Origin of the sequence: Chroococcidiopsis sp. [FACHB-1243] (assembly GCF_014696895.1) — a bacterium.
Classification (GTDB): Bacteria; Cyanobacteriota; Cyanobacteriia; order Cyanobacteriales; family Chroococcidiopsidaceae; genus Chroococcidiopsis.
In genome coordinates this window covers 1-25,345 of sequence record NZ_JACJQX010000037.1, presented here as the reverse complement: position 1 = coordinate 25,345, position 25,345 = coordinate 1, and the positions used below count along the sequence as shown (strand labels likewise).

General features: G+C 42.5%; 20 protein-coding genes and 1 pseudogene. 11 read left to right on the top strand and 10 right to left on the bottom strand.

The features are described from left to right. Window positions 1-7 precede the first annotated feature (7 nt). Window positions 8-3,232 (bottom strand): efflux RND transporter permease subunit, encoded by a 3,225-nt coding sequence (locus H6G17_RS24035; RefSeq protein ID WP_192161117.1) that lies wholly within the window; start codon window positions 3,230-3,232, stop codon window positions 8-10. Window positions 3,233-3,722: 490 nt separating this feature from the next. Further along, window positions 3,723-4,325, bottom strand: a complete 603-nt coding sequence (locus tag H6G17_RS24030; RefSeq protein WP_192161116.1) for a LysE family transporter — start codon at window positions 4,323-4,325, stop codon at window positions 3,723-3,725. A gap of 259 nt (window positions 4,326-4,584) precedes the next feature. On the opposite strand from H6G17_RS24030, the gene H6G17_RS24025 reads away from it, so the two are divergent. Next, on the top strand, window positions 4,585-5,061 hold the full coding sequence (locus tag H6G17_RS24025) for a hypothetical protein (protein WP_015154444.1): 477 nt from the start codon (window positions 4,585-4,587) through the stop codon (window positions 5,059-5,061). Window positions 5,062-5,136: 75 nt separating this feature from the next. Here the strand turns inward: H6G17_RS24025 and H6G17_RS24020 are convergent, their stop codons facing one another. Further along, window positions 5,137-6,030 carry an SGNH/GDSL hydrolase family protein gene (locus tag H6G17_RS24020; protein WP_192161115.1) on the bottom strand — a complete coding sequence of 298 codons (894 nt, stop codon included), beginning with the start codon at window positions 6,028-6,030 and terminating at the stop codon, window positions 5,137-5,139. Between the two features lie 115 nt (window positions 6,031-6,145). Here H6G17_RS24020 and H6G17_RS24015 point away from each other — a divergent pair, with 115 nt between their 5' ends. From H6G17_RS24015 to H6G17_RS23990, 6 genes are all read left to right on the top strand, one after another. Beyond that, window positions 6,146-8,035, top strand: a complete 1,890-nt coding sequence (locus H6G17_RS24015) for a tetratricopeptide repeat protein (RefSeq protein WP_192161161.1) — start codon at window positions 6,146-6,148, stop codon at window positions 8,033-8,035. Between the two features lie 27 nt (window positions 8,036-8,062). Then, complete coding sequence (locus H6G17_RS24010; RefSeq protein WP_192161114.1) at window positions 8,063-8,962, top strand: glycine betaine ABC transporter substrate-binding protein; 900 nt, start codon at window positions 8,063-8,065, stop codon at window positions 8,960-8,962. Between the two features lie 94 nt (window positions 8,963-9,056). Beyond that, window positions 9,057-9,794, top strand: coding sequence for a phytochelatin synthase family protein (locus H6G17_RS24005; protein ID WP_192161113.1), 738 nt, complete (start codon window positions 9,057-9,059; stop codon window positions 9,792-9,794). 231 nt (window positions 9,795-10,025) lie between these two features. Continuing rightward, window positions 10,026-10,790 carry an alpha/beta hydrolase gene (locus H6G17_RS24000; protein ID WP_192161112.1) on the top strand — a complete coding sequence of 255 codons (765 nt, stop codon included), beginning with the start codon at window positions 10,026-10,028 and terminating at the stop codon, window positions 10,788-10,790. Between the two features lie 5 nt (window positions 10,791-10,795). Further along, entirely contained in the window at window positions 10,796-11,386 is a 591-nt protein-coding gene (locus H6G17_RS23995; RefSeq protein WP_192161111.1) for a TetR/AcrR family transcriptional regulator, read from the top strand. Between the two features lie 6 nt (window positions 11,387-11,392). Beyond that, a complete protein-coding gene (locus H6G17_RS23990; RefSeq protein ID WP_192161110.1) occupies window positions 11,393-11,938 on the top strand; it encodes a 5-formyltetrahydrofolate cyclo-ligase in 546 nt (181 codons plus the stop codon). A gap of 107 nt (window positions 11,939-12,045) precedes the next feature. Here the strand turns inward: H6G17_RS23990 and H6G17_RS23985 are convergent, their stop codons facing one another. Next, on the bottom strand, window positions 12,046-12,480 hold the full coding sequence (locus H6G17_RS23985; RefSeq protein WP_242038570.1) for a rhodanese-like domain-containing protein: 435 nt from the start codon (window positions 12,478-12,480) through the stop codon (window positions 12,046-12,048). Window positions 12,481-12,652: 172 nt separating this feature from the next. Here H6G17_RS23985 and H6G17_RS23980 point away from each other — a divergent pair, with 172 nt between their 5' ends. The 3 genes from H6G17_RS23980 to H6G17_RS23970 all read left to right on the top strand — a co-directional run bounded on the left by H6G17_RS23980 (window position 12,653) and on the right by H6G17_RS23970 (window position 16,683). Then, window positions 12,653-12,970, top strand: a complete 318-nt coding sequence (locus H6G17_RS23980; protein WP_192161108.1) for a hypothetical protein — start codon at window positions 12,653-12,655, stop codon at window positions 12,968-12,970. Between the two features lie 6 nt (window positions 12,971-12,976). Further along, window positions 12,977-14,497, top strand: coding sequence for a bifunctional metallophosphatase/5'-nucleotidase (locus H6G17_RS23975; RefSeq protein WP_192161107.1), 1,521 nt, complete (start codon window positions 12,977-12,979; stop codon window positions 14,495-14,497). A gap of 86 nt (window positions 14,498-14,583) precedes the next feature. Then, window positions 14,584-16,683 (top strand): S9 family peptidase, encoded by a 2,100-nt coding sequence (locus H6G17_RS23970; protein WP_192161106.1) that lies wholly within the window; start codon window positions 14,584-14,586, stop codon window positions 16,681-16,683. A gap of 79 nt (window positions 16,684-16,762) precedes the next feature. Here the strand turns inward: H6G17_RS23970 and H6G17_RS23965 are convergent, their stop codons facing one another. The 5 genes and pseudogenes from H6G17_RS23965 to H6G17_RS23945 form a co-directional block, all read right to left on the bottom strand. Beyond that, window positions 16,763-18,097 (bottom strand): DUF2235 domain-containing protein, encoded by a 1,335-nt coding sequence (locus H6G17_RS23965; RefSeq protein WP_192161105.1) that lies wholly within the window; start codon window positions 18,095-18,097, stop codon window positions 16,763-16,765. A gap of 53 nt (window positions 18,098-18,150) precedes the next feature. Continuing rightward, window positions 18,151-18,459: a hypothetical protein gene (locus H6G17_RS32840; RefSeq protein ID WP_347276464.1), complete on the bottom strand. Its 309-nt coding sequence runs from the start codon at window positions 18,457-18,459 to the stop codon at window positions 18,151-18,153. A gap of 278 nt (window positions 18,460-18,737) precedes the next feature. Beyond that, window positions 18,738-18,872, bottom strand: a pseudogene (locus H6G17_RS33575) (Mo-dependent nitrogenase C-terminal domain-containing protein); the annotation flags it as partial. 371 nt (window positions 18,873-19,243) lie between these two features. Then, the gene (locus H6G17_RS23950) at window positions 19,244-20,608 is read right to left on the bottom strand and encodes an NAD(P)/FAD-dependent oxidoreductase (protein ID WP_192161104.1); all 1,365 of its coding nucleotides are present in this window, start codon (window positions 20,606-20,608) and stop codon (window positions 19,244-19,246) included. 952 nt (window positions 20,609-21,560) lie between these two features. After that, window positions 21,561-22,694 carry a cob(I)yrinic acid a,c-diamide adenosyltransferase gene (locus H6G17_RS23945; protein WP_015154426.1) on the bottom strand — a complete coding sequence of 378 codons (1,134 nt, stop codon included), beginning with the start codon at window positions 22,692-22,694 and terminating at the stop codon, window positions 21,561-21,563. 155 nt (window positions 22,695-22,849) lie between these two features. On the opposite strand from H6G17_RS23945, the gene H6G17_RS23940 reads away from it, so the two are divergent. After that, entirely contained in the window at window positions 22,850-23,629 is a 780-nt protein-coding gene (locus tag H6G17_RS23940; RefSeq protein WP_192161103.1) for an ABC transporter permease subunit, read from the top strand. Window positions 23,630-23,885: 256 nt separating this feature from the next. On the opposite strand, the gene H6G17_RS23935 is transcribed toward H6G17_RS23940, so the two are convergent. Beyond that, window positions 23,886-25,097 (bottom strand): endo-1,4-beta-xylanase, encoded by a 1,212-nt coding sequence (locus H6G17_RS23935; RefSeq protein WP_192161102.1) that lies wholly within the window; start codon window positions 25,095-25,097, stop codon window positions 23,886-23,888. Between the last annotated feature and the right edge of the window lie 248 nt (window positions 25,098-25,345).

The window sequence follows — 25,345 nt, the reverse complement described above, 5'->3', positions numbered from 1 at the left end:
CCATCAACTATCTAGCCAATGGTTGCGGCTGTCTGTCTTCTTTAGGCTGAATCTGTTTTGGTTTACTTGGTTTCAAGAAATTTTCTTCCATATTCTTAATGACAACGTACAGCACCGGAACTAAGAACAGACTGAGCAGCGTCGAAAATAGGTAGCCGCCGAATAGTGCCGTTCCTAAAGACCAGCGACTCATGGCTCCTGCACCCGCCGCTATGACCAAGGGCCAAAAACCAACTAAACCAGAAATGGCTGTCATCAGAATCGGTCGCAAGCGTTCCTCTGCGGCTCGAATTGCTGCTTTGGTGTAGCTCATGCCTAGTTCTGCTGACTGGTTGGCAAATTCTACGATCAGAATTGCGTTTTTACTTGCCAGACCGATAAGCATGACGAGAGCGACTTGAGCGTAAATGTTATTGTTGACAACAGGCCAAACCGAACCTGCTTGGAGCAAATTGGCACGGAGCAGCAACGCCCCGATCGCGCCTAAAATTGCTAAAGGTACGGTAATCATGATGATGATGGGGTCAACGTAACTTTCGTACTGCGCCGCCAACACTAAAAACACCATCACAAAGGCTAAACCAAAAATAATCGGAGCAGCACCACCAGAAGCTTTTTCTTGAAAAGCCGTCCCCGTCCAGGCGTAACCGAATCCTGGTTGCAACGCTTGCTCTGCTACCTCTTCCATCGCTGTCATCGCTTGTCCGGTACTATAACCTGGGGCGGGTGCGCCTTGAATATTGATCGATGGATAAACATTGTAGTGAGTAATAATTGGTGGATAGGTCATTTGCTCGACTCTCACCACGTTACTCAGTGGTACGGAATTCCCATCTACAGAACGGACGTACAAACGACCGATATCATCGGGATTAGAGCGCGATGTCTCTTCTGCTTGCACTTGCACGCGATACAGTCGTCCGCCGAGAACGTATTGATTGACATATCTCGCCCCCAAATATGTCTGCATCGTATTGAAAATATCGCTTAATTGGACGTTCAAGGCTTTAGCTTGTTCGCGATCGATGGAGATTTCCATCATGGGCGCACCGAAGGTAAATTGAGTAAATACACCCGCTAACTCTGGACGCTTTCTTGCTGCTTCGACCACTTTTTGCGTGTTGTCAATTAAGGCTTCCATTGGTAAGGCTTGGCGGTTTTGGATGTACATCTCGAAACCACCCGTACTCCCCAAACCATCCACTGGTGGTGCGTTGACAGCGATTAGTCTGGCTTCGGGAACGTTTGCCTGCAATTTTTGGTTAATTTGTTGCAGGAGTCCGAAAATTGACTTGTCTGCACCGGGGCGTTCTTTCCAATCTTTAAGCTTGACGAAAAACAGCGCTTTGTTACTCGCATTACCCTGAAAACCAAAGCCAGCGTTGCCAACAACGTGTTCGACTTCTGGTAGGGGTTTGATAATCTGGGTAACTTTTTGGACGAGATTGGTGGTGTAATTTAAAGAGACACCCGAAGGAGCTTCGGCGATCGCAAAGAAATAGCCTTGATCTTCTTCGGGAATAAATCCTTGGGGGGTAGTCTGGTAAAGCCAACCCGTAGCAACTAAACCTGCTAGAAAAATTGGGATAACTATCATTCGTAGGCGGATCAAAAACTCTACTGACTTGCCATACTGTGCTTTAAACCAGTCAAACCCGCGATTAAACCACCCAAAAAACCAGCCCAAGGATCCATGCACCTCCTGTTGTCGCCGCATGATGATGGCTGACATGCTAGGGGAAAAGGTAAGGGCGTTAAAGGTAGAAATAGCGATCGCAAAGGCAATAATTAAGGCAAACTGTCTGTAGACAATTCCCGTCGTTCCTGGAAAGAAAGTAACGGGAATAAATACTGCCATCAGCACCACAGATGTAGCAATAATTGCTCCAGTGAGTTCTCCCATCGCATCGATCGCAGCTTGCACTGGTCGCATTCCCTGAGATAATTTAGCGGCGATCGCTTCTACAACCACAATCCCATCGTCTACAACTAGACCTGTGGCTAAAATTACCCCGAATAGCGTTAACTGATTCAGGCTAAACCCAAACATAAAAGCAAACGCCATCGCCCCAATTAAGGACACGGGAATTGCCAGGGCGGGAATAATTGTGGTGCGCCAGTCTTGGAGGAAAATAAAGATCACCAAAAAGACTAAGGCGATCGCTTCCATTAGAGTTTTAAAGGCTTCATCTAGGGAAGCTGAGACAAACAACGTGTTATCTAAACCAACCGTTGCTTTCAATCCTGGCGGAAAACTTTGCTCTAACTCCGCCATCCTCGCCTTAATTAAGTTGGCTGTATTCCAAGCATTACTTCCAGGCAATTGATAGGCTAACAAAATCACTGAAGGAGCGCCATCAAATAGAGTCGTAGCGCTATAGTCTTGCGCCCCAACTTCAGCACGACCGACATCTTTGAGCCGAGTTAGTGTCCCGTTTTGACCCACTTGGACGACAATATCTTCAGCCTCTTCGGGAGTCGTAAAGCGACCGATCGCGCGTAAGGCGATTTCATACTCTTGTTTGGCTTGGGTAGGCTGCTGACCGATCCTACCCGCCCCTACTTGAATGTTTTGCTCGGAAATGGCATTGATGACATCTTGGGCTGATAAATTTCTCGCTGCCAAAGCATCGGGATTGAGCCAAATCCGCATTGCATATCTTCGTTCGCCAATTATTCTTAAATTGCCTACGCCCTCAATTCGTTTGATTTCATCAAAAATCAGGCGATCGACATAATTACTAATAAATACGTTGTCGTAGATATAGTTACCTTGCTCGTTTTTTTCTGAATAAAAGGCATAAGCAATAGTAATTGTTGGAGATTGTTTTTGAGTAACGACACCCGTACGATTCACTTCTTCTGGTAGTTCTGCTTCAGCAACGGCGACGTTGTTTTGAACGAGGACTTGAGCGGTATTTCTGTCCATCTCCGTAGGAAAGGAGACGTTAATGGTCGTATCACCATTATTTGTTGTTTGAGAGGACATATATACAGCCCGCTCAGTACCGTTGATTTGTCGTTCTAGTACGGTGGTAACGTTTTCTTCTGCGGTTTTGGCATCGCTACCGAGATAATTTGCCGTCACGGTAACTTGTTTTAATGCCATTTCTGGGAGTTTATCTAAGGGCAACAGCGGAATGCAAATTGCTCCTAGTAAAAGAATAACCACGGTACAGACTGTAGTTAAGACTGGTCGCTTAATGAATGTATTAGCAATGCTCAGTAACATAGATCCTGAGTTCGATTAGTGTTTTGGGCAAACGATACAGACAGGAACGATCGATCGATAAAGAAGACAGTGGGTAAGCCTTTAAAGATCGGTAGTTCCAGTTAGATTGCGATCGCGAACGATGGAAACGAATCTATGAGAGTTTATTGTGAGAATTTAATTTATAGCTATAAGCGAACAGAGTACCATTTTCCTACCAAAAAATACTACCCCTTGATGATTTTTGGCAGGTGCATTTAACTTAGTTTACTTAACTTTATCTAATTTAATACTTGCTTGCAAAAATGATAGAAGGTTCTCGCGATCGCGGGTCGGAAGTGAATTTTATTTGCTTATACCGAGCAGAATTTCTGTCTTTTGTGCAACATTTATACGATAAATATAAAAATTTACAAAAATGATTTTGTGTCGCGCAAAGGCGCATACGCGCAGCGTTCTCGTAGAGTAGACGCAAAAAAGAAGAACACAAAGGGGATTTTTATGTGAGGTGTCACAAATTTAGCAATGCGATAATTCCAAATGCTGTGATGACGACACCTGAGAGGCGATTAACCCATTTCAAATTCAGTTTTGTCTTTGCTAGCGTGACGGTAGTACTCAATAGCAGCCACCACAGTGCAGAACCGCCAAAAACTCCAATTACTAGGAGAATTGCTGACAGGTAATTTTGTTTGATGCTGGCTAAGCCTAATCCAGAAAAAATAGCTGCAAAAGCTAAGATTGTTGCGGGATTTGTCAGTGTGAGCATCCATGTTGACGTATAAACTCCAGTAAGAGTGTTGCCTCTGGTGGATGCCGTAGTTTCAGATGGAATACTAATAAATGTTTTGACTCCCAAGTAGCAAAGGAAAGCACCGCCAACTAACCGCAGCCAAAACTGTTGTTCGATTAAGAAGTTAGTGACGAAGGTAAGTCCAAATGCAGCCACACAACCATACATTGCGTCTGCTGTTGCTGCGCCTAAACCAGCTGCAAATCCATGTAGCCAACCGAATGCAAGTGACTGACGGATGCAGAGGATACCAATTGGTCCTACAGGTGCGGCGATCGCTAAACCAATTGCTAGTCCCCGTAGTAGTAAGCTAATTTCCATAAGATGGGGTAATGGTAGTAGGCTAGGAGCGACAAGTCATAAGTCACAATTCACAATTCACAATTAAAACACGCACCACGCACTACTTTCTTACCCATTACCCATTACCCATTACCCATTACCAAATGATAAATGACAAATGATAAATTAATACCCATGTACTATGACAGTTGACTTTTACCGTAAAATAAAGCATGTAACGCGATCGCGCTGGCTAAAACAGTGTAGCTGCGTAACTCTTCTTGCATATAATTAGGTTATGGCGAAATATACTCTCCCCCAAGCTCCAGAAGTTGTCCTGAATGTCTCTGGTAAAGATTCAGCCAAAGCTCGCGATAAAGCGATGGATCGGCTGATGGAACTAATCGATGCTGGGGAACTACCCACCGATTTAGCGGAGGGATTTAGTTCGCAGCAATTGATTGAAGTCAAAGAACAGCCGATGGATAATCTCAGTAGCGATGAGGATGCAATTACCCAAGCCGTACAGATACTCAATAACTTAGCTACCTTAAAGCTGAAGGTACAAGAATCTCGCACGGAGGCGTTGGAAATTCGTAAAGCGGTTGACGTGCTATTTACTGATAAATCTGTTAGTGATGAAGAAATCGCCCGATTAAAGGAAGGATTTAAAGTACTAAAAACTTTTGCTCAAGCAAATGTCCGCTATCAGGAAGCAAAAGCTAAAGCAGAAGAAGCGCGAAAAGTGCTAGACGAAGCTTTAAAATCTAACTGAAGTTTTCAGATGTTGCGCGAATAGAGTTTGCAGAACTACACAGACGAAATCTGCTGGAGCGGGTTAATCTTGTTTTCAATTGGCATAAGCAGACTGAGTTTGTGTAGTCGCAGATTTTAACCTGTTAGCAACTGTTGTGGCTAACAATTTATGGGCAGCAGTAGAGGGATGGATATCATCCCAAAATAAATATTTATCTGGGTTGGAACAAATCATATATTGGCTAAGTTCGCCATTTAAACAGGTATTCATAACATTGAGAAAGCCAAATTTAGTTGGCTCGTTCATAACTCGATTAAATAGATCGTTGACATCATAATAAATAATATTGGGTTCAGATTTAAGCTGTTGCTGTAAGTTCTTCAAAGCATTAGCTAGTTGAGAGTTATGCTTGTGAGTTAGTTGGCTTAGTACTTCAGATTGTTGGGTATTGCGCGTTCCTGGTAGTTTGCCTAAATCTGGCAGATTAACCACTAAAATATTTTTCGCGCCACTTTGAACCAGGAATTTGACAGCTTCAACTGAATTATTAACTGGTCGATCTGTGTCATTTCCACCTCCCAAATAATCATTTGCTCCAGCCCAGATTATGTATAAAGCATTATTAGAAGTAGAGGCATGACTAGCCCGATAGCGATCGATTTGTGCTAGCAATCCTAGCGGAACTTCCTGTGAATTGCCTGTGGTAGCGCCACCGTAAGCAAAATTAGTATTGGAATTAGCGTTTAATTTCAATTGTTGAGCGAGATATTCCGTCCAAACTAAACCATCTGCATATCTGCCGCGAAAATAAGGTGGACTGGGTGGAAATTGTCCTTGGGACGCTTTAAACACATTGCCAGGATCGGAAAGGCTATCGCCAAAAACATAAATTTGGGCAACATTTTGCGTTCGAGCCGAATTAGATAATTGAAATATAGCGGCAGCGATCGCACTTATCGTGGCAATTAATACAATTTTGCGGAACATAGGAGTGAGGAGTGAGGAGTGAAGGGTTAGGATAATGATAACGATCGGTAACTCCCAACAACTACCAATTACCAACTACCAACTACCAATTACCAATTACCAACTACCAACAATCATGTCCGATTCTCTATCTCATTCCAATTCTCCGACGCTGCGCGATCGCTATTTGGCGTTGATAGACCAGATCGTACAAATTACCCTGAAAGGGCAAATTCGTTCTAAAGAGCAAGTTTATCAAATGCTAGCGCAACAAGTCGTTCCCGGTACGGCAGAGATTTTCGAGCGCTGTTTGGACGAACGCACGATGGAGATCGAACATGAGATCGAGACGGTAAAGGATGAATTAAAGCAAGCGAAAGCGACTCGTTCCCAAAGAGCGATCAAAACGATCGCTAGCGAATGGGAACGCGCCGCCGCCCAAAATCAAGCCGCTAGCGCGATCGCTAAAGCAGCGGAACAGATCGCCGCTTCCGAACCAGCCTATTTACTTGCCGATTTATTACAAGTTATCGATCCAAATCAAAAGCAAGCACTGACAATCGCCCAACTCAAACAATTAGCTGCGGCTTTAAAACAACAAGCAACTGAAATCGATCCAGAAATGGCGGCGGAGGTGCAACAAGTTGCGATGGGGATCGATCGCGGCTTGCAGTCTTGGCAGCATTTGGAAGGATATTTAGTTAGCTGGGTGTACGATGGGGGGCAAAGCGCGATCGGTTTTGAGAACGTACCAGGACAACGCGGACCTTGGGCGCTGTGGGCAAAACAGGTTAATAGTCCGATTCCACAAGCATTATTTCAAACTCTGGCTCTAGAGCAATCTCTATTAGAATGGACGACTCAGCAATATTTCCATCTCGATGATTGGGTGGAAATTGCGCTGATTTTGCAGTTTTTGCAACGGGGACTCGTTGGGTGGACGGAACAGCGAATTTATGATGCCAAGCTGGGGTCAAGTCTAGCAATTTCTTGCTTTCTCACGTTTGCCGCAGTTTGGGGTGAGTTAGCGAATGGATTCATGCAAGCAACTAGCCTCAATTCCAGCCATCGCGAACGGCTAGCGGATGGTTGTTTTCAGATTGCACTGCAAATTTTACGCGCTTTTGCTCAAAAGCAATACTTTCCCCTCTACGGTGGTGTTTTTGCTTCGTTCAATGGCGGACACCTACAATCTGCCCTCGACTATTTAGATTTACCTTTACGACAAGTCGAAGGAACTCAGGAAAAAGCGCGAATTTTGACACTTTTAGGTTATTCGCAGCAGGCTGTGGGAAATTATCAGCAAGCAACCCAGTTTTACGATCGCGCTTTGGAAATTGCCCGTGCTGCGGAGGATGTACCTTGTGAAATTGCCGATTTAAATCATCTCAGCCGAATTTGCGTGGCTAAGAAACAGTACGCAGAGGCAATTAATTACAGCCAGCGGGCATTACTTCTCAGTCGCCAGGTAGGAGACAAATTAGGTGAAGCCAATGCTTTAGCAAATTTGGGTTACAGTGAGGTGTATTCGGCTCAGGCTATAGAAAGATCGGAACCAGAAGTTTATGAAATGGCGATCGGTTATTTACAACAAGGATTGAAGCTATCTCAGCAGTTAAACGACAGACAAAGCTTGTCATTATGTTGCAGTAGCCTTGGTGCAGCGCATTTAGTTTTATCTCAACCTCAAGCGGCGATCGATTATCTTCAATCTGGATTTCAAGCCGCTCAAGCTTCCGGCGATTTGTATCTTCAAGGACTCAACTTAGTTAACTTAGCAGAAGCATATTATGGCTTACAACAGACAGAAAAAGCGATTTATGTTGGTTGTATAGGTATGTATATGTTAGAGCGTATTGCTTCTCCTGAGTGGCGACAAGCAGCAGGTTTGTTGACTATACTACAAGGGCAAATGGGACAGGATGCTTTTCAAAAAGTATTGGCACAATATCGACCGCAATTTATGACTGCGATCGGTGTAGATGGGTACGATTACATTCCGCAATTATTAGCAAATTACCGTTAATCTTATCAAGAACAAATATTATGAAACATGAAAAAATTTATTCTTTTATGTTTAATTACTGTGAGTTTGGTGTTGGCGATCGCCAGTTGCAATCCTAACACTTCTGAGGGTAATGGTGAGATTGTCGTTGCTTCCAAAAATTTTACTGAACAAAATATTTTAGGCGAACTATTAGCGCAACAAATTGAATCTGCAACTGGACTAAAAGTCGCTCGTCGTCTAGATTTAGGAGGAACGTTTGTTTGCCATCAAGCAATGCTCGCCGGACAAGTTGATGCTTATATCGAATATACGGGAACGGCATTTACAACTATTTTAAAACAAAAGCCAATTAGCGATCCAAATGCTGTTTATCAGCGGGTAAAATCTGGCTACGAGCAGTTTCAATTAGAAGTTACCCCAGCTTTAGGATTTGAAAATACTTTTGCCATGATTATTCGCGGCGAAGATGCACGCAAGTACAATCTTCGCACTCTCTCGCAAGCTACCCAATACGCACCCCAGTGGCAAGCTGGCTTCGGCTATGAATTTATCAGCCGCGAGGATGGGTTTCCAGGATTAGCAAAAACCTACGATCTGAAGTTAAATAAACCACCTCGCGTGATGGATTTGGGGTTAATTTATCGGGCAATAATTGATAAACAAGTAGATATAGTTGCAGGGAACTCTACTGATGCTCAAATCGCTCGTTTAGACTTAACTATTCTGCAAGATGATAAGGGTTATTTCCCCCCTTATGAAGCAACTCCCATCGTGCGACAGGCAACTTTGAAAAAGTATCCCAAACTACGTCCGGCGATCGCGCAACTCGGTGGAAAGATTAATGAAGAGGAAATGCGCAATTTAAATTATCAAGTCGAAGGTGAATTTCGCGACATTAAGGAAGTCGTGCGCGAATTTTTAACTGCAAAAGGTTTGGTAAAGTAGGAGACTGAAAAATCAGTTATCAGTGACTAGTGACTAGTGGCTGGTGACAAGAGTTGAGTCTAATCACTAGTTACTCACCAATGACAACTAACAAATGACAATCAAGACGTTTGCTTCACTAATTAAATTTGGCGCAGTCGCGTTGTTTCTGGTTGGGGATAGCGTATTGACGCAGACACTACCCTTACCTAATAATTTAATTTCCTTCAACTCCGAAACGGGAGAACAATTATTACTACAAAGTAAAGCACGAGAAGATTTTTGGGCTTTGAGTACGCAGTATGTCACCCAAAATACTCAAGCTTACTGTGGGGTTGCCAGTATAGTAATGGTATTAAATGCCCTCTCAATTCCCGCTCCCATTGCTCCTGAATATACACCTTATCGAGTATTTACCCAGGCAAACTTTTTTAATAACGCATCCACTAAAAAAGTTCTTGCACCTGAAGTTGTTGCCCGTCAAGGTATGACTTTAGAACAGTTAGGACAGCTACTTGCTAGCTATGGTGTAGAAGCTAAAGTTTATCACAGTACTGATACTAATCTAGAGCAGTTTCGTCAGCTTGTCGCACAGAATTTACGCCAAGAAAATAACTTTGTTTTGATTAATTACTTACGTCGCAAAATTGGACAAGAAAGAGGCGGACATATTTCTCCTCTCGCCGCCTATAACCAACAAACAGATCGATTTTTAATTCTCGATGTTTCGCGCTATAAATATCCTCCAGTATGGGTAAAAGCAACGGATTTATGGCAAGCAATGGATACAGAAGATCGGGTTTCAGGTAAGACGCGGGGATTTGTGTTGGTGAGTAAGAAAGTCAAAAGTTAAAAAGCGATCGATCCTCGAAGATCCCCCCTAACCCCCCTTAAAAAGGGGGGAATCATAGCCCTCCGATCCTGCGGGGGGTTGGGGGAATTGTCTCATCTGAACCGTATTGGTTACTAAACTCGAATTTATGTTGACTGACTATTCAGTCTAAAATAAGCTAGTAGTATCGCAACAATGAGCAAAAACAGCGCTCTCAGCTACTAGCACGGCGTTGAGGTACAGGAGGTCAAAATGGATTTGCATTATGACATTCAAGGAAAGGGCGATCCGGTCGTCCTGCTGCATAGTGGCGGAGTCGATTCGCGTGACTGGCAGTTTATCGCCCCACAGTTGGCTCAAACTCATCAAGTCATTACTTACGACCAACGCGGTGCTGGCAAGTCATCGCCACGGCTCGAACCTGTAAATCACGTTGAGGATTTTAGACAGCTACTAGACTCTTTAGAGATCGATAAAGCTGTTTTGGTAGGTCATTCGATTGGCGGACAAATTGCCACCGATTTTACTTTAGGTAATCCAGAACGAGTCACCAAACTCGTGCTTGTCGCTCCTGGGTTGACAGGTTTTCAATTCTCACCAGAACTCGATCGCTATGTCCAAGCAATTTGGGCAGCAGTTCCAGATGTAGAGAAAATGCTTGATGTGACTTTGAACTCTCCAGTGTATGCCGTCCACGTTGTCATGAACAGCCCGCAGCGCGATCGCTTTTACCAAATAAAACATCACAATGTTTTAAGAGCATTTGAATGGAAAAACTTCGACCAAGTTTGGACACAACCACCCGCGATCGAACGGCTAAATGAGCTAAAATCCAAAACGCTATTCATTATTGGTACTCAAGATAGTGAAGACTGCTACCGCATCGCTGAATTTTTCAAACAGGTTCCCGACATTCGCTTTGCCCAAATTGAAGGCGCAGACCATATACCCACGCTGACACATCCGCAAGAGGTGTATCGTCTCATCATTCAATTCTTGAGCGAGTCACAAGATTAATATTAATGCCACGCACTCCAACAGAAAACGAACGCATCCGTCGCGCCACCACAGAACAGATTCTTAAAACAGCCATGACTCTGTTCTGTGAGAAGGGCTACTATTCTACGTCAATTGATGATGTTGCCAAGCAAGCTCAGATCTCAAAAGGGCTGCTCTATCACTACTTTAAAGGCAAAGAAGATTTGCTAGCGGCGCTAGTCGATCTCCGAATCAACGATGTTTTAGTCGTGATGAACGCGGCTGTAGCTAAAAAAACCCCTGCCGAACAAATTCAGTATATTGTTGAAGGTGCGCTCGAAGATGTCCGCCGTCAACCCGAAGTCTTCCGATTCTACCTAAATTTATTTACCCAGCCGCGTCTCGATCCAGTGGTAGCAAAATACAGCCAGAAGTTGATGGACGAGCAAGCAAGGCAATTTGAAATTCAGACTAACATGTTTGTCCAGCTTGGAGTCGCAGAACCGCGACAGCGATCGCTTTATTTTTCCTCAACGCTCCAAGGTATTATGTTAATGTTTTCGACCTATCCTAATAGCTTCCCATTAGAAAAACTTAAGGCTCAAGCGATCGCGGAATTTTGTAGTCACGGATAAATAGTCATGGATAAAGTAGAGTTGAGGCGATCGCTACTTCAAAAACGTAAATCATTATCTCAGCAAGAATGGCGCGAAAAAAGCGATCGAATTGTCTCCCATCTGCTCGCTTCACCCTTATTTACCGCAAATAAAACCATCCTGGCTTATTTTAGTTGTCGTCAAGAACCCGATCTAAATTCCTTATTTCACCATAATCATTACAACTGGGGACTTCCTCGCTGTGTCGGCGAAAATTTAGCTTGGCACATCTGGAAACCTAGGGATGAAATTCAAGTTGGCGCGTATGGGATTTGCGAACCCCTCTCCACAGCCCCCACCATATCACCCTCAGCAGTCGATTTAATCCTCGTTCCAGCAGTTGCTTGCGACTATCGCGGCTATCGCTTAGGTTACGGTGGCGGTTACTACGATCGCCTCCTATCTTCTCCTGAGTGGCGATCGAAACCCACTATCGGCATCGTGTTTGAATTTGCCTACCTACCCCACCTCCCCACAGATCCTTGGGATATTCCATTACATGCTATCTGTACTGAAAAAGGACTAAAGTAAGTCAAAAGTCAAAAGTCAAAAGTCAAAACTATACGTCTTGCTACTTGCCTCTCACCAATTACCAATTACCAATTACCAATTACCAATTACCAATTACCAATTACCAATTACCCCTCACTACGATATTTAGCCTTTAACAATCTGCCCCAATTAGCATTGTAAGGATGAACTCGAACGGTTGGGCGATCGCCTTGAAAGACTGGGTTGCCTTCATTTACCCATTGAAATATGCTGCCCTCCAGATTGTAAACATTCGTAAATCCTGACAGTTCGAGTTGCTGGGCAATTCTGGCGCTGCGATAGCCTATAGAGCAATATACGACCACAGGTACATCTTTATCCACAGCAATATCCTCTAAGTTAGGATGATGCGGATCGATGCGCTGGGCTTGCGGCAGGTGGCTAACCTGATATTCTGCCTCAGTGCGGGCATCGAGTAAAAGCGGCTGCGGCTGAGTGCGATCGCGCAACCACCCTACCAACTGTCGAGTCTTCAACCACTTCACAGTCGGAAACTTACCTTGAATCCAGCGCTTAATCATGTAAAAAACAAGCGATCGCATTATCATCTGTCAGGGAACAGGGAACGGAGAAGAACTCACAACTTGTCAACTACCAACTCCCTACTCCCTCATATTGTTTCAAAAAGTTTAAAGTTGCTAGAGTCTGGGGTGGTAACTGTTGTAATATTTGGCAACGCGATCGGGAGAACTAATGTTGGATTTACATGTCATGGCGGAGTTTTCGCGCACCCACTGCGTTAGTATCTGTGCCTTTTTGGTTCCAGCAACTTTAGTTGCGACTATGGCGACGATGATTTTCACGGCGCTGCGCCACCCTCAAGCGCGGGTTTGGCAAGCAGCAGGAGTCGCTGGCTTTTTTGCCTTTATTATGATCCTGCACGTCGCAACTTGGCTATCAATTGGGGTGGTGATGGCTCCTACATACATCCTACTAGGACTCGCTAGCACCTGTTTGATTACCAATTTGGTGATGATTGTGTTACAAAGACGCTTGGCGTTAAATATGTAACCGAAGATGAAATCGTTCTCTGTCGCATGGGGTTTGGTGCTGCAAATTGTAGCTTTATGTATCGCTAGCCCTGCGTTGGCTGAGGTTGTAGAGATTACTTTGCTACATCTGAACGATGTTTATGAAATCGCCCCAGTGGAAGGGGGAAAACGAGGCGGATTAGCGCGGGTTGCAACTTTGCAACAAGAATTACTTAGCCGAAATCCTCGTACCTACACCGTACTAGCTGGAGACGCTTTTAGCCCCTCGGCTTTGGGGACTGCGAAGGTGAATGGTAAACCTTTGGCTGGTCAACAAATGGTGGCGGTGATGAACGCTGCTGGTTTCGACTACGCTACCTTTGGGAACCATGAATTCGATTTAGCCAAATCCGAGTTTTTACAACGCCTAAAAGAATCTCAATTTAAGTGGATATCTAGTAATGTCAGGGATAATCGAGGTAAATCTTTTCCTGGTGTCGCAGAATCGCAAATATTAAATGTAAAAAGCGATCGCGGTACAATCGTTAGAGTCGGTTTAATCGGATTAACGATAGATAGTAATAAACAAAAGTATGTCAGCTATGCCGATCCAATTCAAGCCGCCCGCACTCAAGTTGCAGCACTTAAAGGTCAAGCCGATCTTATTATTGCTTTAACTCATTTAAACCTGGCTCAAGACCAAAAACTCGCCGCAGAAGTCCCAGAAATCGATTTGATTTTAGGGGGACACGAACATGAAAATATTCAACAATGGCGGGGAGAAGATTTTACACCTTTATTTAAAGCCGACGCAAATGCGCGTAGCGTTTATATTCACAATTTGCGCTACGATACCGAGACAAAAAAACTAGTTGTAGATTCTCAATTACAGTCAGTTACAGAGACAATTCCTGAAGATCCTCGCGTGGCAAAAATCGTGAATGCATGGATAGAAAAAGCATATCAGGGATTTAGGGCAGAGGGCTTTACTCCAGAAGAGGCGATCGCAACTACAAATATTGCTTTAGATGGTTTAGAATCGAGCGTCCGCAATCGCGCCACCAACCTCACAGCATTAATCGCTCAAGCTATGTTGCGAGAGGTTTATCAAGCAGATTTAGCTATATTTAATAGTGGGTCAATTCGGATTGACGATTTCATTCCCCCAGGAAGAATTACTCAATACGATATTATTCGAGTTTTGCCATTTGGAGGTAAAGTCTTAGCTGTAGAAATGAAGGGAAGTTTGTTAGAAAAAGTATTAGAACAAGGACAAGCTAACAGAGGTACGGGTGGGTTTTTACAAACAGCAAATGTAAGTAAAAAAGCTGATATTGGTACTTGGATGGTGAATGGCGAACCCCTTGAAAAAGACAAGAACTACCGCGTAGCAATTAATGATTTTTTGATGAGCGGTCAAGAACAAGGGCTAGAATTTTTGAATTTTAAGCAAAAAGATGTCAAGTTAATTTATCAAATGCGCGATTTACGTTTCGTGGCGATCGATCGCCTAAAAGATACTTTCGCTGATTCCGTCTTGAAGCGATACAAAAGTCCTTCTTTTTAAAGAGTATCTCAAAGTCCTCCTTTTCAAAGGAGACTTATCGAATCATCTTTAGTGTCAAAAATCACAAATTTCAATAATTACAAATTATGAGTCAGGATCGTCTTCCACAAAATAAGTTAACTCCACCCATTGCTGCAAAAAAGCCGCAGTCGCTGATTTTACATAACGACGAACGAGTAGATAACTATTATTGGCTCAGAGAAAAGGAAAATTCTGAAGTTATTGCTTATCTGGAAGCGGAAAATTCTTATACTCAAACAATGATGCAGCATACAGAAGTTCTGCAAGAAAAACTGTATAAAGAGATGCTGGATCGCATTCAGGAAACCGATCTATCTGTTCCTTATCGCAAAGATGAATATTACTATTATTCTCGTACTGAGGCGGGAAAGGCATATCCAATTTATTGTCGCAAAAAAGGTAGTCTAGATGCTGCTGAAGAAATTTTGCTAGATCAAAATCTACTTGCAGAAGGACACGAGTTTTTCAATATTGGTGTGTTGCAAGTTAGTCCCAATCATCAGCTATTAGCTTACTCAGTTGATACCACTGGTGCTGAAAGATACACGATGTATTTTTTAGATTTAAACAGATCGCAGCTTGACGAGCAAAGCATCGAAGATACTTATTATTCTTTTGCTTGGGGAAACGATAACCGTACAGTTTTTTACACCAAAGTTGATGATGCTAACCGTCCGTTTCAACTTTGGCGACATTCATTAGATGCACCATTCGCTGAAGATATTCTAGTTTATGAAGAAACTGACGAAGCCTTCCATTTATCTGTAGGTAAAACTCGCTCTCAAGCTTATATCCTACTAGAATTAGGCAGCATGATTACCTCGGAAGTGCATTATCTGGCAGCAAATAATCCTACAGGTGATTTTCAACTCATCCATCCGCGTACAGATGGGATGGAGTATGATATCGAGCATCACAGCGATAATTTTTATATTACAACTAATGACGAGGCAATCAATTTTAAATTGATGAAAGCTCCCGTTAGCTCCCCAACAAAAGATAATTGGGAAACGATAATTCCTCATCAAGAAGACATATTTTTATTGGGTGTGAGTGCTTTTAGCGAACATTTAGTCATTTACGAACGCCAAAGTGGATTGCCAACGGTACGAGTCCAAAAATTCGCCACGGGAGAGGAATATGAAATGACTTTTCCCGAACCAACTTATGCCGTTTATGAAGGAAGTAATCCAGAATTTAATACTAAAACTTTACGCTTCAATTACACTTCTTTAATTACTCCTAATTCCGTGTTCGATTTTGACATGGAAACTCAACAACGGGAGTTGAAAAAAGAAACCTCAGTGCTAGGAGGCTACGATCGCACTCAATATCAAAGTGAATGGCTGATGGCAACAGCGGAAGATGGGGTACAAGTGCCAATTTCAATTATTTATAAAAAGGGAATCCAAAAAAATGGAGAAAATCCATTATTTTTAACCGGATATGGTTCTTACGGTTATTCCTATCCCGCTGCATTTTCTTCTAATCGCTTGTCGCTACTCGATCGCGGTGTAGTATTTGCGATCGCACACATTCGCGGTGGCAGCGAAATGGGGCGAAAATGGTATGAGAATGGTAAGTTTTTGCACAAGAAAAATACATTTACTGATTTTATTGCATGTGCGGAGTATTTGATTTCTCAAGGCTGGACGCATAGCGATCGCTTGACTATTTCTGGTGGTAGCGCGGGTGGTTTATTAATGGGTGCAGTTGTAAATCTGCGTCCTGACTTATTTAAAGCAGTTATTGCTGACGTGCCGTTTGTCGATGTCGTGACAACTATCCTCGATACTTCTTTGCCACTAACTACAATTGAGTGGGATGAATGGGGAAATCCCAACGACAAAGTTTATTACGATTACATCAAATCTTATTCTCCTTATGACAATGTGGAGGCGAAGGAGTATCCAGATTTACTAATTAATGCAGGTTTGAATGATTCTCGCGTGCAATATTGGGAACCAGCGAAATGGACGGCAAAGTTAAGAGAACTCAAGACAGATCGCAATGTTCTCTTACTCAAAACGAATATGGGTGCAGGACATGGAGGTGCGTCTGGGCGTTATGAAAGCTTGAAGGAAACTGCTTTTGATTATGCGTTTTTGTTGGATAGATTAGGGTTGGGTAGTCAAGTTAAACATTCTACGATCGACGGCAAGTGAGTGAAGTGGATTGTCCTACAATTCTTTAGGGACGCATAGCCGTGCGCCCCTAAAGATATATTGCACATACATGGAAACGCTATATTTTCCAGCCTGGAAACTGTTCTGGATATTCTTGAATATATTTCTCAAGATTTTTTGGTCGATAAAGTTTAGTAGGAGGGTTATCTTTGTTAAAGGCGTAATGCCAGCGGTTTTTTACACTCTCATGAAATTGGGCAGATTCTAAATTGGCAACTCCAGTAATTTCGCGCCAATGTCCCCCTGCTAATCTATAAAAGATATCGGCTTCGTTGTTGAATGCAGCCCGATAGTTGTAGTTAATTCCGCCTTCAACCGCCGTCCGGTCGAACTCCAGCTTTAGACCCAGACCTGTGATTCGATCCATCATCCATGCTAAAGCTGCATCTGATAGCCCCGTCTCATTCCAACTACCACCACCAGTACAGCCGTGAGCGCCTGGAAACCATACTTGCTCCAGCGTTTGATCGCCCGCTCTAGAACTTTTTTGCATTGGGGTGACATTAAAGACTCTGCGAATCTCGTCAATTGCTATAGCGTGCAAGGCATTCTGAATAATTGAACTGAGATAGGTATCGTGAAATTTATATTTGCGATTTATTAATCTGCTCAGAACCGGAATTCGATCGGGTACGCCTAACGCTCCAACTGTATCCCAACATCCTAAGAGGGTAATCTTAACCTCGCGTCTACTCTCTCGATCGCCTAGCAGTGGAATTTGAGCGCGATTTAATAATTCTCGCACTTTCTCCTCTTTCTGTTGCAAATCCTGTCGTGTTTTTTCTGAATCAGGATTTTCTGTTGCTTCTTCTAATGAAAGAAAGCGGCGATCGCGATAAATTTGATACGCCCGATCTCGGCATTCTTGATAAAGCCGATCTTGCTGTTGATAAACCTGCTCTGCTTCAGAACTATATGCGCCTTTTTGGGGAATTCTAGGTACTTGGCGGAATTTCTCTTTCTCCTGCAAAGTGAGTTGGCGATCGCGATATATCTGATACATATAAGGTGCTTCGCGGATATTTTGACGCAGCAGTAAACCTCCGGTACAACGAATTAATCCCGCGAGACTGCGTACAGTATAAGCACCTCGACTGAAACCAAATAAGTAAATCTCGTCACCAATCTCATAATTTAGACACAAAAAGCGATAGGCATCCTGAATATTAGTGTCAATACCAATTCCGAAGGCTCCACCCAGAATTCTATCAGCTCTAGCAAGTAGCTTTTCTGCTTGATTTCCCGCTCCGATACCTTCATCGTAGAAGACAAGTTGAGGAATTCCATTACTGTCTATAGGTTCGATCGCTTGGGCAATTTTAACAACGTTAGTTGGATACGGGCTAGATAAGTTTTGCCAAGTCCCATCGCAGCATACAATTAGTCGTTTCATCTTTTATATTTCTTGGTTTCTGAATAATTTGTTTGAATGCGAACGCAATTAATTCATACTGCTAAAACAGTTTTGCAATAGATACTGGGCATTGCATTCTTTTGTGCTAAATAATTCTTAGCAGCAACAGGTTCAAAAAACCAGGGGGATAAGCTAGGTGGATGGTTGAAACCTTGTAAGTAATCTTTGATAATTTCTGGATTTTCAGCCATTGCTACCATCAAATCTTGTAAATGAGCTGGAGGTGTTAATAAACAATCCGTTTTGCGAACAAAATAGGTGATGCCTCGATAGATTGCTTGATAGGTTACTGGTCGTGCAGATTCTACAGGTTGGGCGTTAGGATCGAGCCGATAGGTCACGCCACGGTAACTGAGATCATCAGCTGCTCCAGGTTCGCGAACTTGTTGAAATGGGCGATTGTCAGCTTGAGAAGGATGGCGATCCTATCTTATACCGCGATAGGTCAGTTTCATGTTTCGTCTCCTGAAGGTATGGTTTTTTATTGAATTGCTAGTTTTGTTGGGCGGCGAGGTTTCCCTCGTTCGTTAGCCTTAATTTATCGCTAAGGAGCGAGCGATCGCATCGAATAAATGTCACGTCAAATCCATTACATCTGTCATATTCGACTTTCTTAAACTTAAGAAATGCGATCGCATTTCTTACTTAGCGATAGAGATATATCTTCACCGCACTCATCTGCTAGGCAAGTTAGAGCTTTGAAGCGAAGCGCAACAACTTGTTCGTATAGAGGGTTGAGCTTGCATAGAGGAGGTCACTTTGCTCAACGGAGGAAATCCCCGCACACAAGTGACCGTGTGGAGTGTGAAACAAAGTCAAGCACAAAATTAAATAGATAGACAGAAAAAAAGTAAACCAACTCGATTTACTCGTTTTAGCCTCGCAATGAAATTGAGCAGCTATAACTCAATTATCGTTAACTTGTCATCAAAACTTGCTATTGTTTCATCTGTTGACTTCGTTTACTTCTCTTCTATTATTTCCTATCCTTTGCTTCGAGTGCTATATCTATCTGAAGTGTACTCCGGCATCAGGTTATTGAATACAACAATATCAGTCCTGTCTATCTTGGCGTGTATTGGATTTCGGTTCTACCCTTTTCAAGGGGAATTTAGGGAGAGATATTTATCCCAAAATAGCAGCAACAGCGGCTTCACCCGTCTCAATTGCTCCTTCCATATATCCCTGCCAATCAGCTATATGTTCCCCTGCAAAGTGAACGTGTTTAAACTTTCTTTGCAAAATAGGACGAATATTAAACCACTGATTTTTGCCGTAAAAAGCATAGCTTCCTCTCGCAAATTCATCATTTCCCCAATAATGATTAATCTGCTTTAAAGCATACTGTTCTGTATCACCAAAAATTGGTTTTAACGCACTTTCAACTAATGCATTTCTCCCCGCATTGGATTGCCTAGCAAAAATATCAGCTTTATCACCAATCGTATAAGAGACTAATGCACCTTTGGTAGAAACTTGATTTTTAGTAGCGTGGTAGAAGTAATGAGCGGGTCCATCAGTGATCAGATCGAAGCTTTCATCCTGCCAAAATCTACGATTGTACAAAGTGGCATATTTATTGATTCGACTATATTGTAATGCGTCGATCGCCTCTAATTTATCTGCTGGTAAAACTGGATTCCAGCGAATATCTTTCATTACCGTTGTCGGCAAAGTACAAATAACTTTATCAGCAACGAGTTTGTCTCCATTAGCACAGGTAATTGTTACCGATCGCCCCGTTTGTTCAATTGCTATAACTTGACGATTGAGTAGAATATTATCTCGTCCAATTTCCTCCGCTAAAGTTTTGACTAGCTTACTATTACCTCCTTTAATTTTATAGTCCATATGATAGGTTTCTTGCGATTCAACATATTCATCTAAGGCAAGAAAAGCAGAAGCAAAACGAATACTTTCACCCAAATCTGTACTTTTAATTAACTCGATAAAGTCTAAGTCTTTATCTTTAATACCGTTGTCAACTAAATAACGCCACAAGTCAATCTTATCCAATTTCATCTTATTGGCTTCACTTAGATTTGAGTAAGCCTGTAGCAAATTATCTAATTTATGATTGCAAGCATCGGAAAAATCCCATTCATTTTGACGAAAATATTTACCTTGATATAACAAATGAGTATTGAATTGATTATTGTGCAATTCTAATCCTAATTCTTGACAAAGAGAAATAACTCGCTGATGAGAAGCACCAATCCACTCTGCACCCAGTTCCACTGCTAAATTTTCATTTTCATCAATCGTCTGAGAATAAACGCGCCCGCCCAGGCGAGAACGTGCTTCTAAAACAGTTAAATCGATTCCTTTCTGAGATAAAAGGTATCCTGCTGCGAGTCCTGATAACCCAGCACCAATAATGATAACTTTTGGTTTGTAATTAATTGAAAATAAACTAAAAACTTTGGCGGCTGCTACAGCTTGAATTGGAGTAATAATTGCTTGTTCGATGAAGTTTCTGCGGGTCAGCATAACTTTTCATCTTATGGTAAATGGTAATTGGTCAGTCATTTATCAGTAGCTTGTAGGGCATCGCCAAATACAAACTAAAATTGATTGAGACACCAGAACTAGTCGTGTGGGCAACGCCCACTACAAACCAAAACTGATTCAAACACCAGATATTTTCAGGCTTAACTCAAGTCCGAAAAAATAGGCGCAAAAAATATTTATGTCTATGCAGATTTCACCATATAAGAAGATGGCACTACTAAACCCTTATAACTGCGATCGCCTTCCAAAAGGAAACTAGCAGTTATCAGAAGAGAAGCTGAAATCAACGAGAAAAGATTTAAAACCTATGTTCAGTGCCAGCTATAACTTTAGACAGAAACACTCTAAATTTATTCGCTGCGATCGCGGCAACTGAAGGCAACAGTTATTATTGTCACTAGTTATCAGTCACCAATGACTAATGACCAATGACAGCCACAACGCTAAATCTTACAAAGCGTTTTAGAAAAATAGCTATATATCAGGTATTCCTGCTTGATAATACATAAAAGTTGCCTTGTTTTTGTGCTTTGCAGCTAAAGGCTAGGAAATTCGCGCAATTTTTAGATAACCTGCCAATAATAACTCAGTTTACCTTTAGCGTGTTTTGTCGCTTTCAGTTCTTAAGTCATAACATTTTCTTGCGATTAGCAATAATAACAGTATAGCATTTAGGTTGTTTAGTCAATACTAAAAAACTCGTAAAAACAGAAAATTGCTACGAGGGCTAGCGCTCAAACCAAGCTATATCAATACTTTCAACAGAAGAAACTACTTCTTTTTCCTAGTAAAAATATCGGTGAACATCATCAAATAACCGCCAATTAGGATCGCGATCGCAATGCCACCAGTAATCAGATCTAATGTTTGAGTATTTTCCATGAATTTTTATGGGTACTTTGTAGAGACGTTGCACGCAACATCTCTACAGTTAAAAATCAACGCCGCTTTTGAGTTCTACTCCACTATTAGCATAGTGCTTGTGACAGTATACCTCGGAGTGAACTTCAGCCAAGTCGAAATAAGCAGGGGGATTGTGACAGCGCCCAGTGATGATAATCTCCGTGTCGCGGGGCTTGCGCAGTAGCGCTTGCATAATTGGCTCAATTGGCAACAATTCTAAATCTACAGTCGGGTTCAACTCGTCGAGGATAATAGTTTTGTACAAACCAGAAGCGATCGCCACTCTAGCAATTTCCCAACCCCGTTCGGCTTCTACATAGTCGAGTTCTTGCTGTTGTCCGCGCCAGACGATCGCATCGCGTCCGCAGCGCTGATGGTCAACCAAATTCGGATAAGTTTGTTGTAAAGCCGCGATTGCGGCATCCTCAGTGTAGCCGCTACCACCTTTGAGCCACTGCATAATCAGAACGCGGTGGGAATTATCCTGACTAATCCCTCTGCCAATCGCTTGCAGTGCCTTACCAAGGGCGCTGGTAGACTTACCTTTACCCGCCCCCGTATAAATTTCAATTCCAGCAATTCCCTGCATCTCAGCTGTAGGGTGATGGTGCGGGCGCATTTCTGAGTGGAGATCGGCAATATCGAGCAGTTTTTGGGGTGCGCCGCGTCCTGTGGCGATAATTTCGATTTCTTCTAGCTTGGAGGAGAGAACGCTGACAACTTCATCCACAGGTAGCAAACCTAAATCTAACACCGGATTGAGTTCGTCTAAAACAATCACGGAATATAAACCAGAAGCGATCGCCCCTTTAGCAATATCCCAACCCCGCTGTGCTTCTAGGCGATCGAAACGGGTAATTTCGTCAGGACCAAAAAATTCGGCTCGTCCCGTCCGTACTTGGTCGATTAAATGAGGAAAACCTTGTTGTAGAGCCTTAATTGCCCCATCTTCATCGTAAGCCCGTCCTGGTCCCTTAAGAAACCGCAGTAGCAAGACACGGGTATCGTTGCGGCTGTGAATTCCTAAGCCAATCGATCGCAAAACCACGCCTAAAGCCGCTTGAGACTTACCTTTACCCGCGCCATCGTAAACGTGAATCTGACCGACAACCCGCTGCGATCGCACCTGAGCCGTTTTTATTCCGATACCGTTCCTACTCACAGTCGTCCCCTCTTGGCGTGCCGTCTTAAATTGTAACTGAAGCCTCTATCCTCTGGGCATTAGCAATTACAACAGTTAAAACAGAATTGGTCATTGGTCATTGGTCATTGGTCATTGATTAGAGGCTCTTCGTTCCCTGATAACTGATAACTGACATGAATCCAACTAGGGTGTTTACAATTGGCTCGAATGTGTTTCGGGAAGTGGTGCGCGATCGCATTCTCTATATCATCGCTCTATATGCTCTACTCTTGGGTGGGGCGGTGATGCTAATTCCTCAAATTGCAGGAGGGGCTGAGGATAAAATTATTCTGGATTTCGGTTTGGCGGCGATGAATATTTTGGGTTTAATTGTCGCGGTGTTTGTCGGTACGGGATTGGTGAATAAAGAGATTGAAAAACGTACCGTATTAGTATTAATTGCTAAACCTATCAGTCATAGCGAGTTTATTACGGGTAAACATTTAGGACTAGCATCTGTTTTAGGCGCTTTGCTAACAGCCATGACAGCTATTTTTCTCGCTTTGCTGCAATTAAATCAATTAGCCTATCCTTTAGGTAGCATACTTTTAGCAGTCGTTTATTTATTTTTGCAGTTATCTTTAATAACTGCGATCGCGTTAGTTTTAGGAGTATTTACTAGTACAGTTCTTGCTACATTACTCTGTTTTGGCGTTTATTTAATGGGAAATTTGAGTCAAGATTTATTAGAGTTTGGACGCTTGAGTAAAAATCCCGCGATCGAACAATTAGTGAGGAATTTGTATCTTGTCTTACCCGATCTATCGCGACTAGATTTAAAAAATCAAGCTGTTTATGGCTTTTCTGCTTTACCCGATGCGATGACGCTAATAACTAATGCTATCTATGGTGTAGTTTATACAGTGTTAATGTTAGCGATCGCAATTATTGTGTTCTCTCGTCGTGAGTTTTAGATGAAAAAGGCTTGCCACTCATTGCTAGCCACTAACAATAATTCTGCCTATGATGGCAAAGAGCCGCCCCTATCCCCCCTTATTAAGGAGAGAAACAATACACTTTCCTTAATGAGGGAAGAAATAATTATTGTGTTAATGAGGAAAAAATAATGCTTTCCTTCATAATCAGGGAAACAATGCCCCCCTTTTTAAGGGGGGTTGGGGGGATCTTCTGCGGCGTAGTCATCAAATATTGATTAAACAACTCTCACTTTTAAACTTGTGTTTGAAGCCTTCTCCATGCCAGCCAAAGTTTAGAAGATTTACGACGCTGTTTAAGCTGCTCAAAAGCAAGAGCAATGCCATTCCAAGCTAACTTACGATTCATTTCAGCATCATACGGTAGCGAGCGTACTGGCGTGCCATCTTCTCTAGGTGCATAATTAGAAAGCCAGGTATACTTATCGCTCAATCCCCAAGTAATTGCGCCTAAAACTGCTGGTTCTTCCAAGACTACCGAGAGAAACTGTTTGTAAACTTCAGCAACCATGCGATCGCGCACTTGAATGTCTGTCGGCATTCCTGCATCTCCAACATCCATTTCAGTAATAACAATCTTTAAACCCAGACTAGCCACATCACGCAAAAAAGTTTTCAGTTTTTTAGGGCTAAAATTATCTAATTTACCTATATGAGATTGTAAACCTAAACCGTGTATGGGAGTACCTTTAGATTTCAATTTTTCTAACCATTTTAATACTGCTGCTCGTCTTTCGTCGTGATAGGGTATGTCATACTCCAAAGCGTTGTCATTGTATAACAACAAAGCTTGCGGATCTGCAGCGGCAGCAGCACGAAATGCCATCTCAATATAATCGGGTCCTAAAAATTCTAACCACGGCGTTTTTCTTAACCCATCCGGTCGTTTATCGGAAGTTAAAATTGCTTCGTTCACTACAGACCAAAAATGAATCTTTTTAGCATAGCGTGTCACGACTTTATTAATATGTTGAAGTAGTATCTGTTCGGCATTTTGCTTATTCAGCTTTTCTTCCAACCACTGAGGCATATATTCATGCCATACTAAATGAGTAGCACCAACTAACATTTTGTGTTGGCGAGCGTAATCAATTAGCCAATCACCTTTAGTAAAAGCAAAAGTGTCTGCATCTGGACGAAGCGCACCCCATAATAAATCTTCTTCTGCCATTAAAATGGCACAATCTTGGCGAAATTTCGTATTGAGTGCTGCATCGTTGGTTAGTTTATAGTATCCCGTTGCTGCGCCAAAAAGAAATCTTTTGGCTGCTGCTCGATCGCGTAAACTTCCATTGCCGACAACCGTAAAATCTTGCGTTCCACTTTCTACTGCTTCAACCTGTTGGCTTAGATTGTCAAGTTTCAGCAGTGGTGATACGCTTACACCTGCAAAGGTACTTAACCCTAGAGCAATTGCTAGCCGTCTTGTGATTTGCCGATGATTCATTGGTTTTACCGAAAAAAACTAGGTTGGAAACAGCGAGGTTATAAACCTACTTTTCGGACAGACACAGTTATTTAATCTTTTCTTTAAAATTAGTTGAGAAGTTTTCCGATCCCAATTATTGCTGCTACCTACTTTCTAGTATGTAAGCAGAAGTGTTGAATGTTAAGAAATCGCCATAAAAAAGCAGCCCAAAATGTGATAACTTTTGAGCTGAATAGAAATAATAAATGTTAACGATTGATGATACC

Bases quoted from the DNA above. Each gene is read 5' to 3' on its own strand.
- H6G17_RS24035 (WP_192161117.1), bottom strand. From the start codon at position 3,232: ATGTTACTGAGCATTGCTAATACATTCATTAAGCGACCAGTCTTAACT.
- H6G17_RS24030 (WP_192161116.1), bottom strand. From the start codon at position 4,325: ATGGAAATTAGCTTACTACTACGGGGACTAGCAATTGGTTTAGCGATC.
- H6G17_RS24025 (WP_015154444.1), top strand. From the start codon at position 4,585: ATGGCGAAATATACTCTCCCCCAAGCTCCAGAAGTTGTCCTGAATGTC.
- H6G17_RS24020 (WP_192161115.1), bottom strand. From the start codon at position 6,030: ATGTTCCGCAAAATTGTATTAATTGCCACGATAAGTGCGATCGCTGCC.
- H6G17_RS24015 (WP_192161161.1), top strand. From the start codon at position 6,146: ATGTCCGATTCTCTATCTCATTCCAATTCTCCGACGCTGCGCGATCGC.
- H6G17_RS24010 (WP_192161114.1), top strand. From the start codon at position 8,063: ATGAAAAAATTTATTCTTTTATGTTTAATTACTGTGAGTTTGGTGTTG.
- H6G17_RS24005 (WP_192161113.1), top strand. From the start codon at position 9,057: ATGACAATCAAGACGTTTGCTTCACTAATTAAATTTGGCGCAGTCGCG.
- H6G17_RS24000 (WP_192161112.1), top strand. From the start codon at position 10,026: ATGGATTTGCATTATGACATTCAAGGAAAGGGCGATCCGGTCGTCCTG.
- H6G17_RS23995 (WP_192161111.1), top strand. From the start codon at position 10,796: ATGCCACGCACTCCAACAGAAAACGAACGCATCCGTCGCGCCACCACA.
- H6G17_RS23990 (WP_192161110.1), top strand. From the start codon at position 11,393: ATGGATAAAGTAGAGTTGAGGCGATCGCTACTTCAAAAACGTAAATCA.
- H6G17_RS23985 (WP_242038570.1), bottom strand. From the start codon at position 12,480: ATGATTAAGCGCTGGATTCAAGGTAAGTTTCCGACTGTGAAGTGGTTG.
- H6G17_RS23980 (WP_192161108.1), top strand. From the start codon at position 12,653: ATGTTGGATTTACATGTCATGGCGGAGTTTTCGCGCACCCACTGCGTT.
- H6G17_RS23975 (WP_192161107.1), top strand. From the start codon at position 12,977: ATGAAATCGTTCTCTGTCGCATGGGGTTTGGTGCTGCAAATTGTAGCT.
- H6G17_RS23970 (WP_192161106.1), top strand. From the start codon at position 14,584: ATGAGTCAGGATCGTCTTCCACAAAATAAGTTAACTCCACCCATTGCT.
- H6G17_RS23965 (WP_192161105.1), bottom strand. From the start codon at position 18,097: ATGAAACGACTAATTGTATGCTGCGATGGGACTTGGCAAAACTTATCT.
- H6G17_RS23950 (WP_192161104.1), bottom strand. From the start codon at position 20,608: ATGCTGACCCGCAGAAACTTCATCGAACAAGCAATTATTACTCCAATT.
- H6G17_RS23940 (WP_192161103.1), top strand. From the start codon at position 22,850: ATGAATCCAACTAGGGTGTTTACAATTGGCTCGAATGTGTTTCGGGAA.
- H6G17_RS23935 (WP_192161102.1), bottom strand. From the start codon at position 25,097: ATGAATCATCGGCAAATCACAAGACGGCTAGCAATTGCTCTAGGGTTA.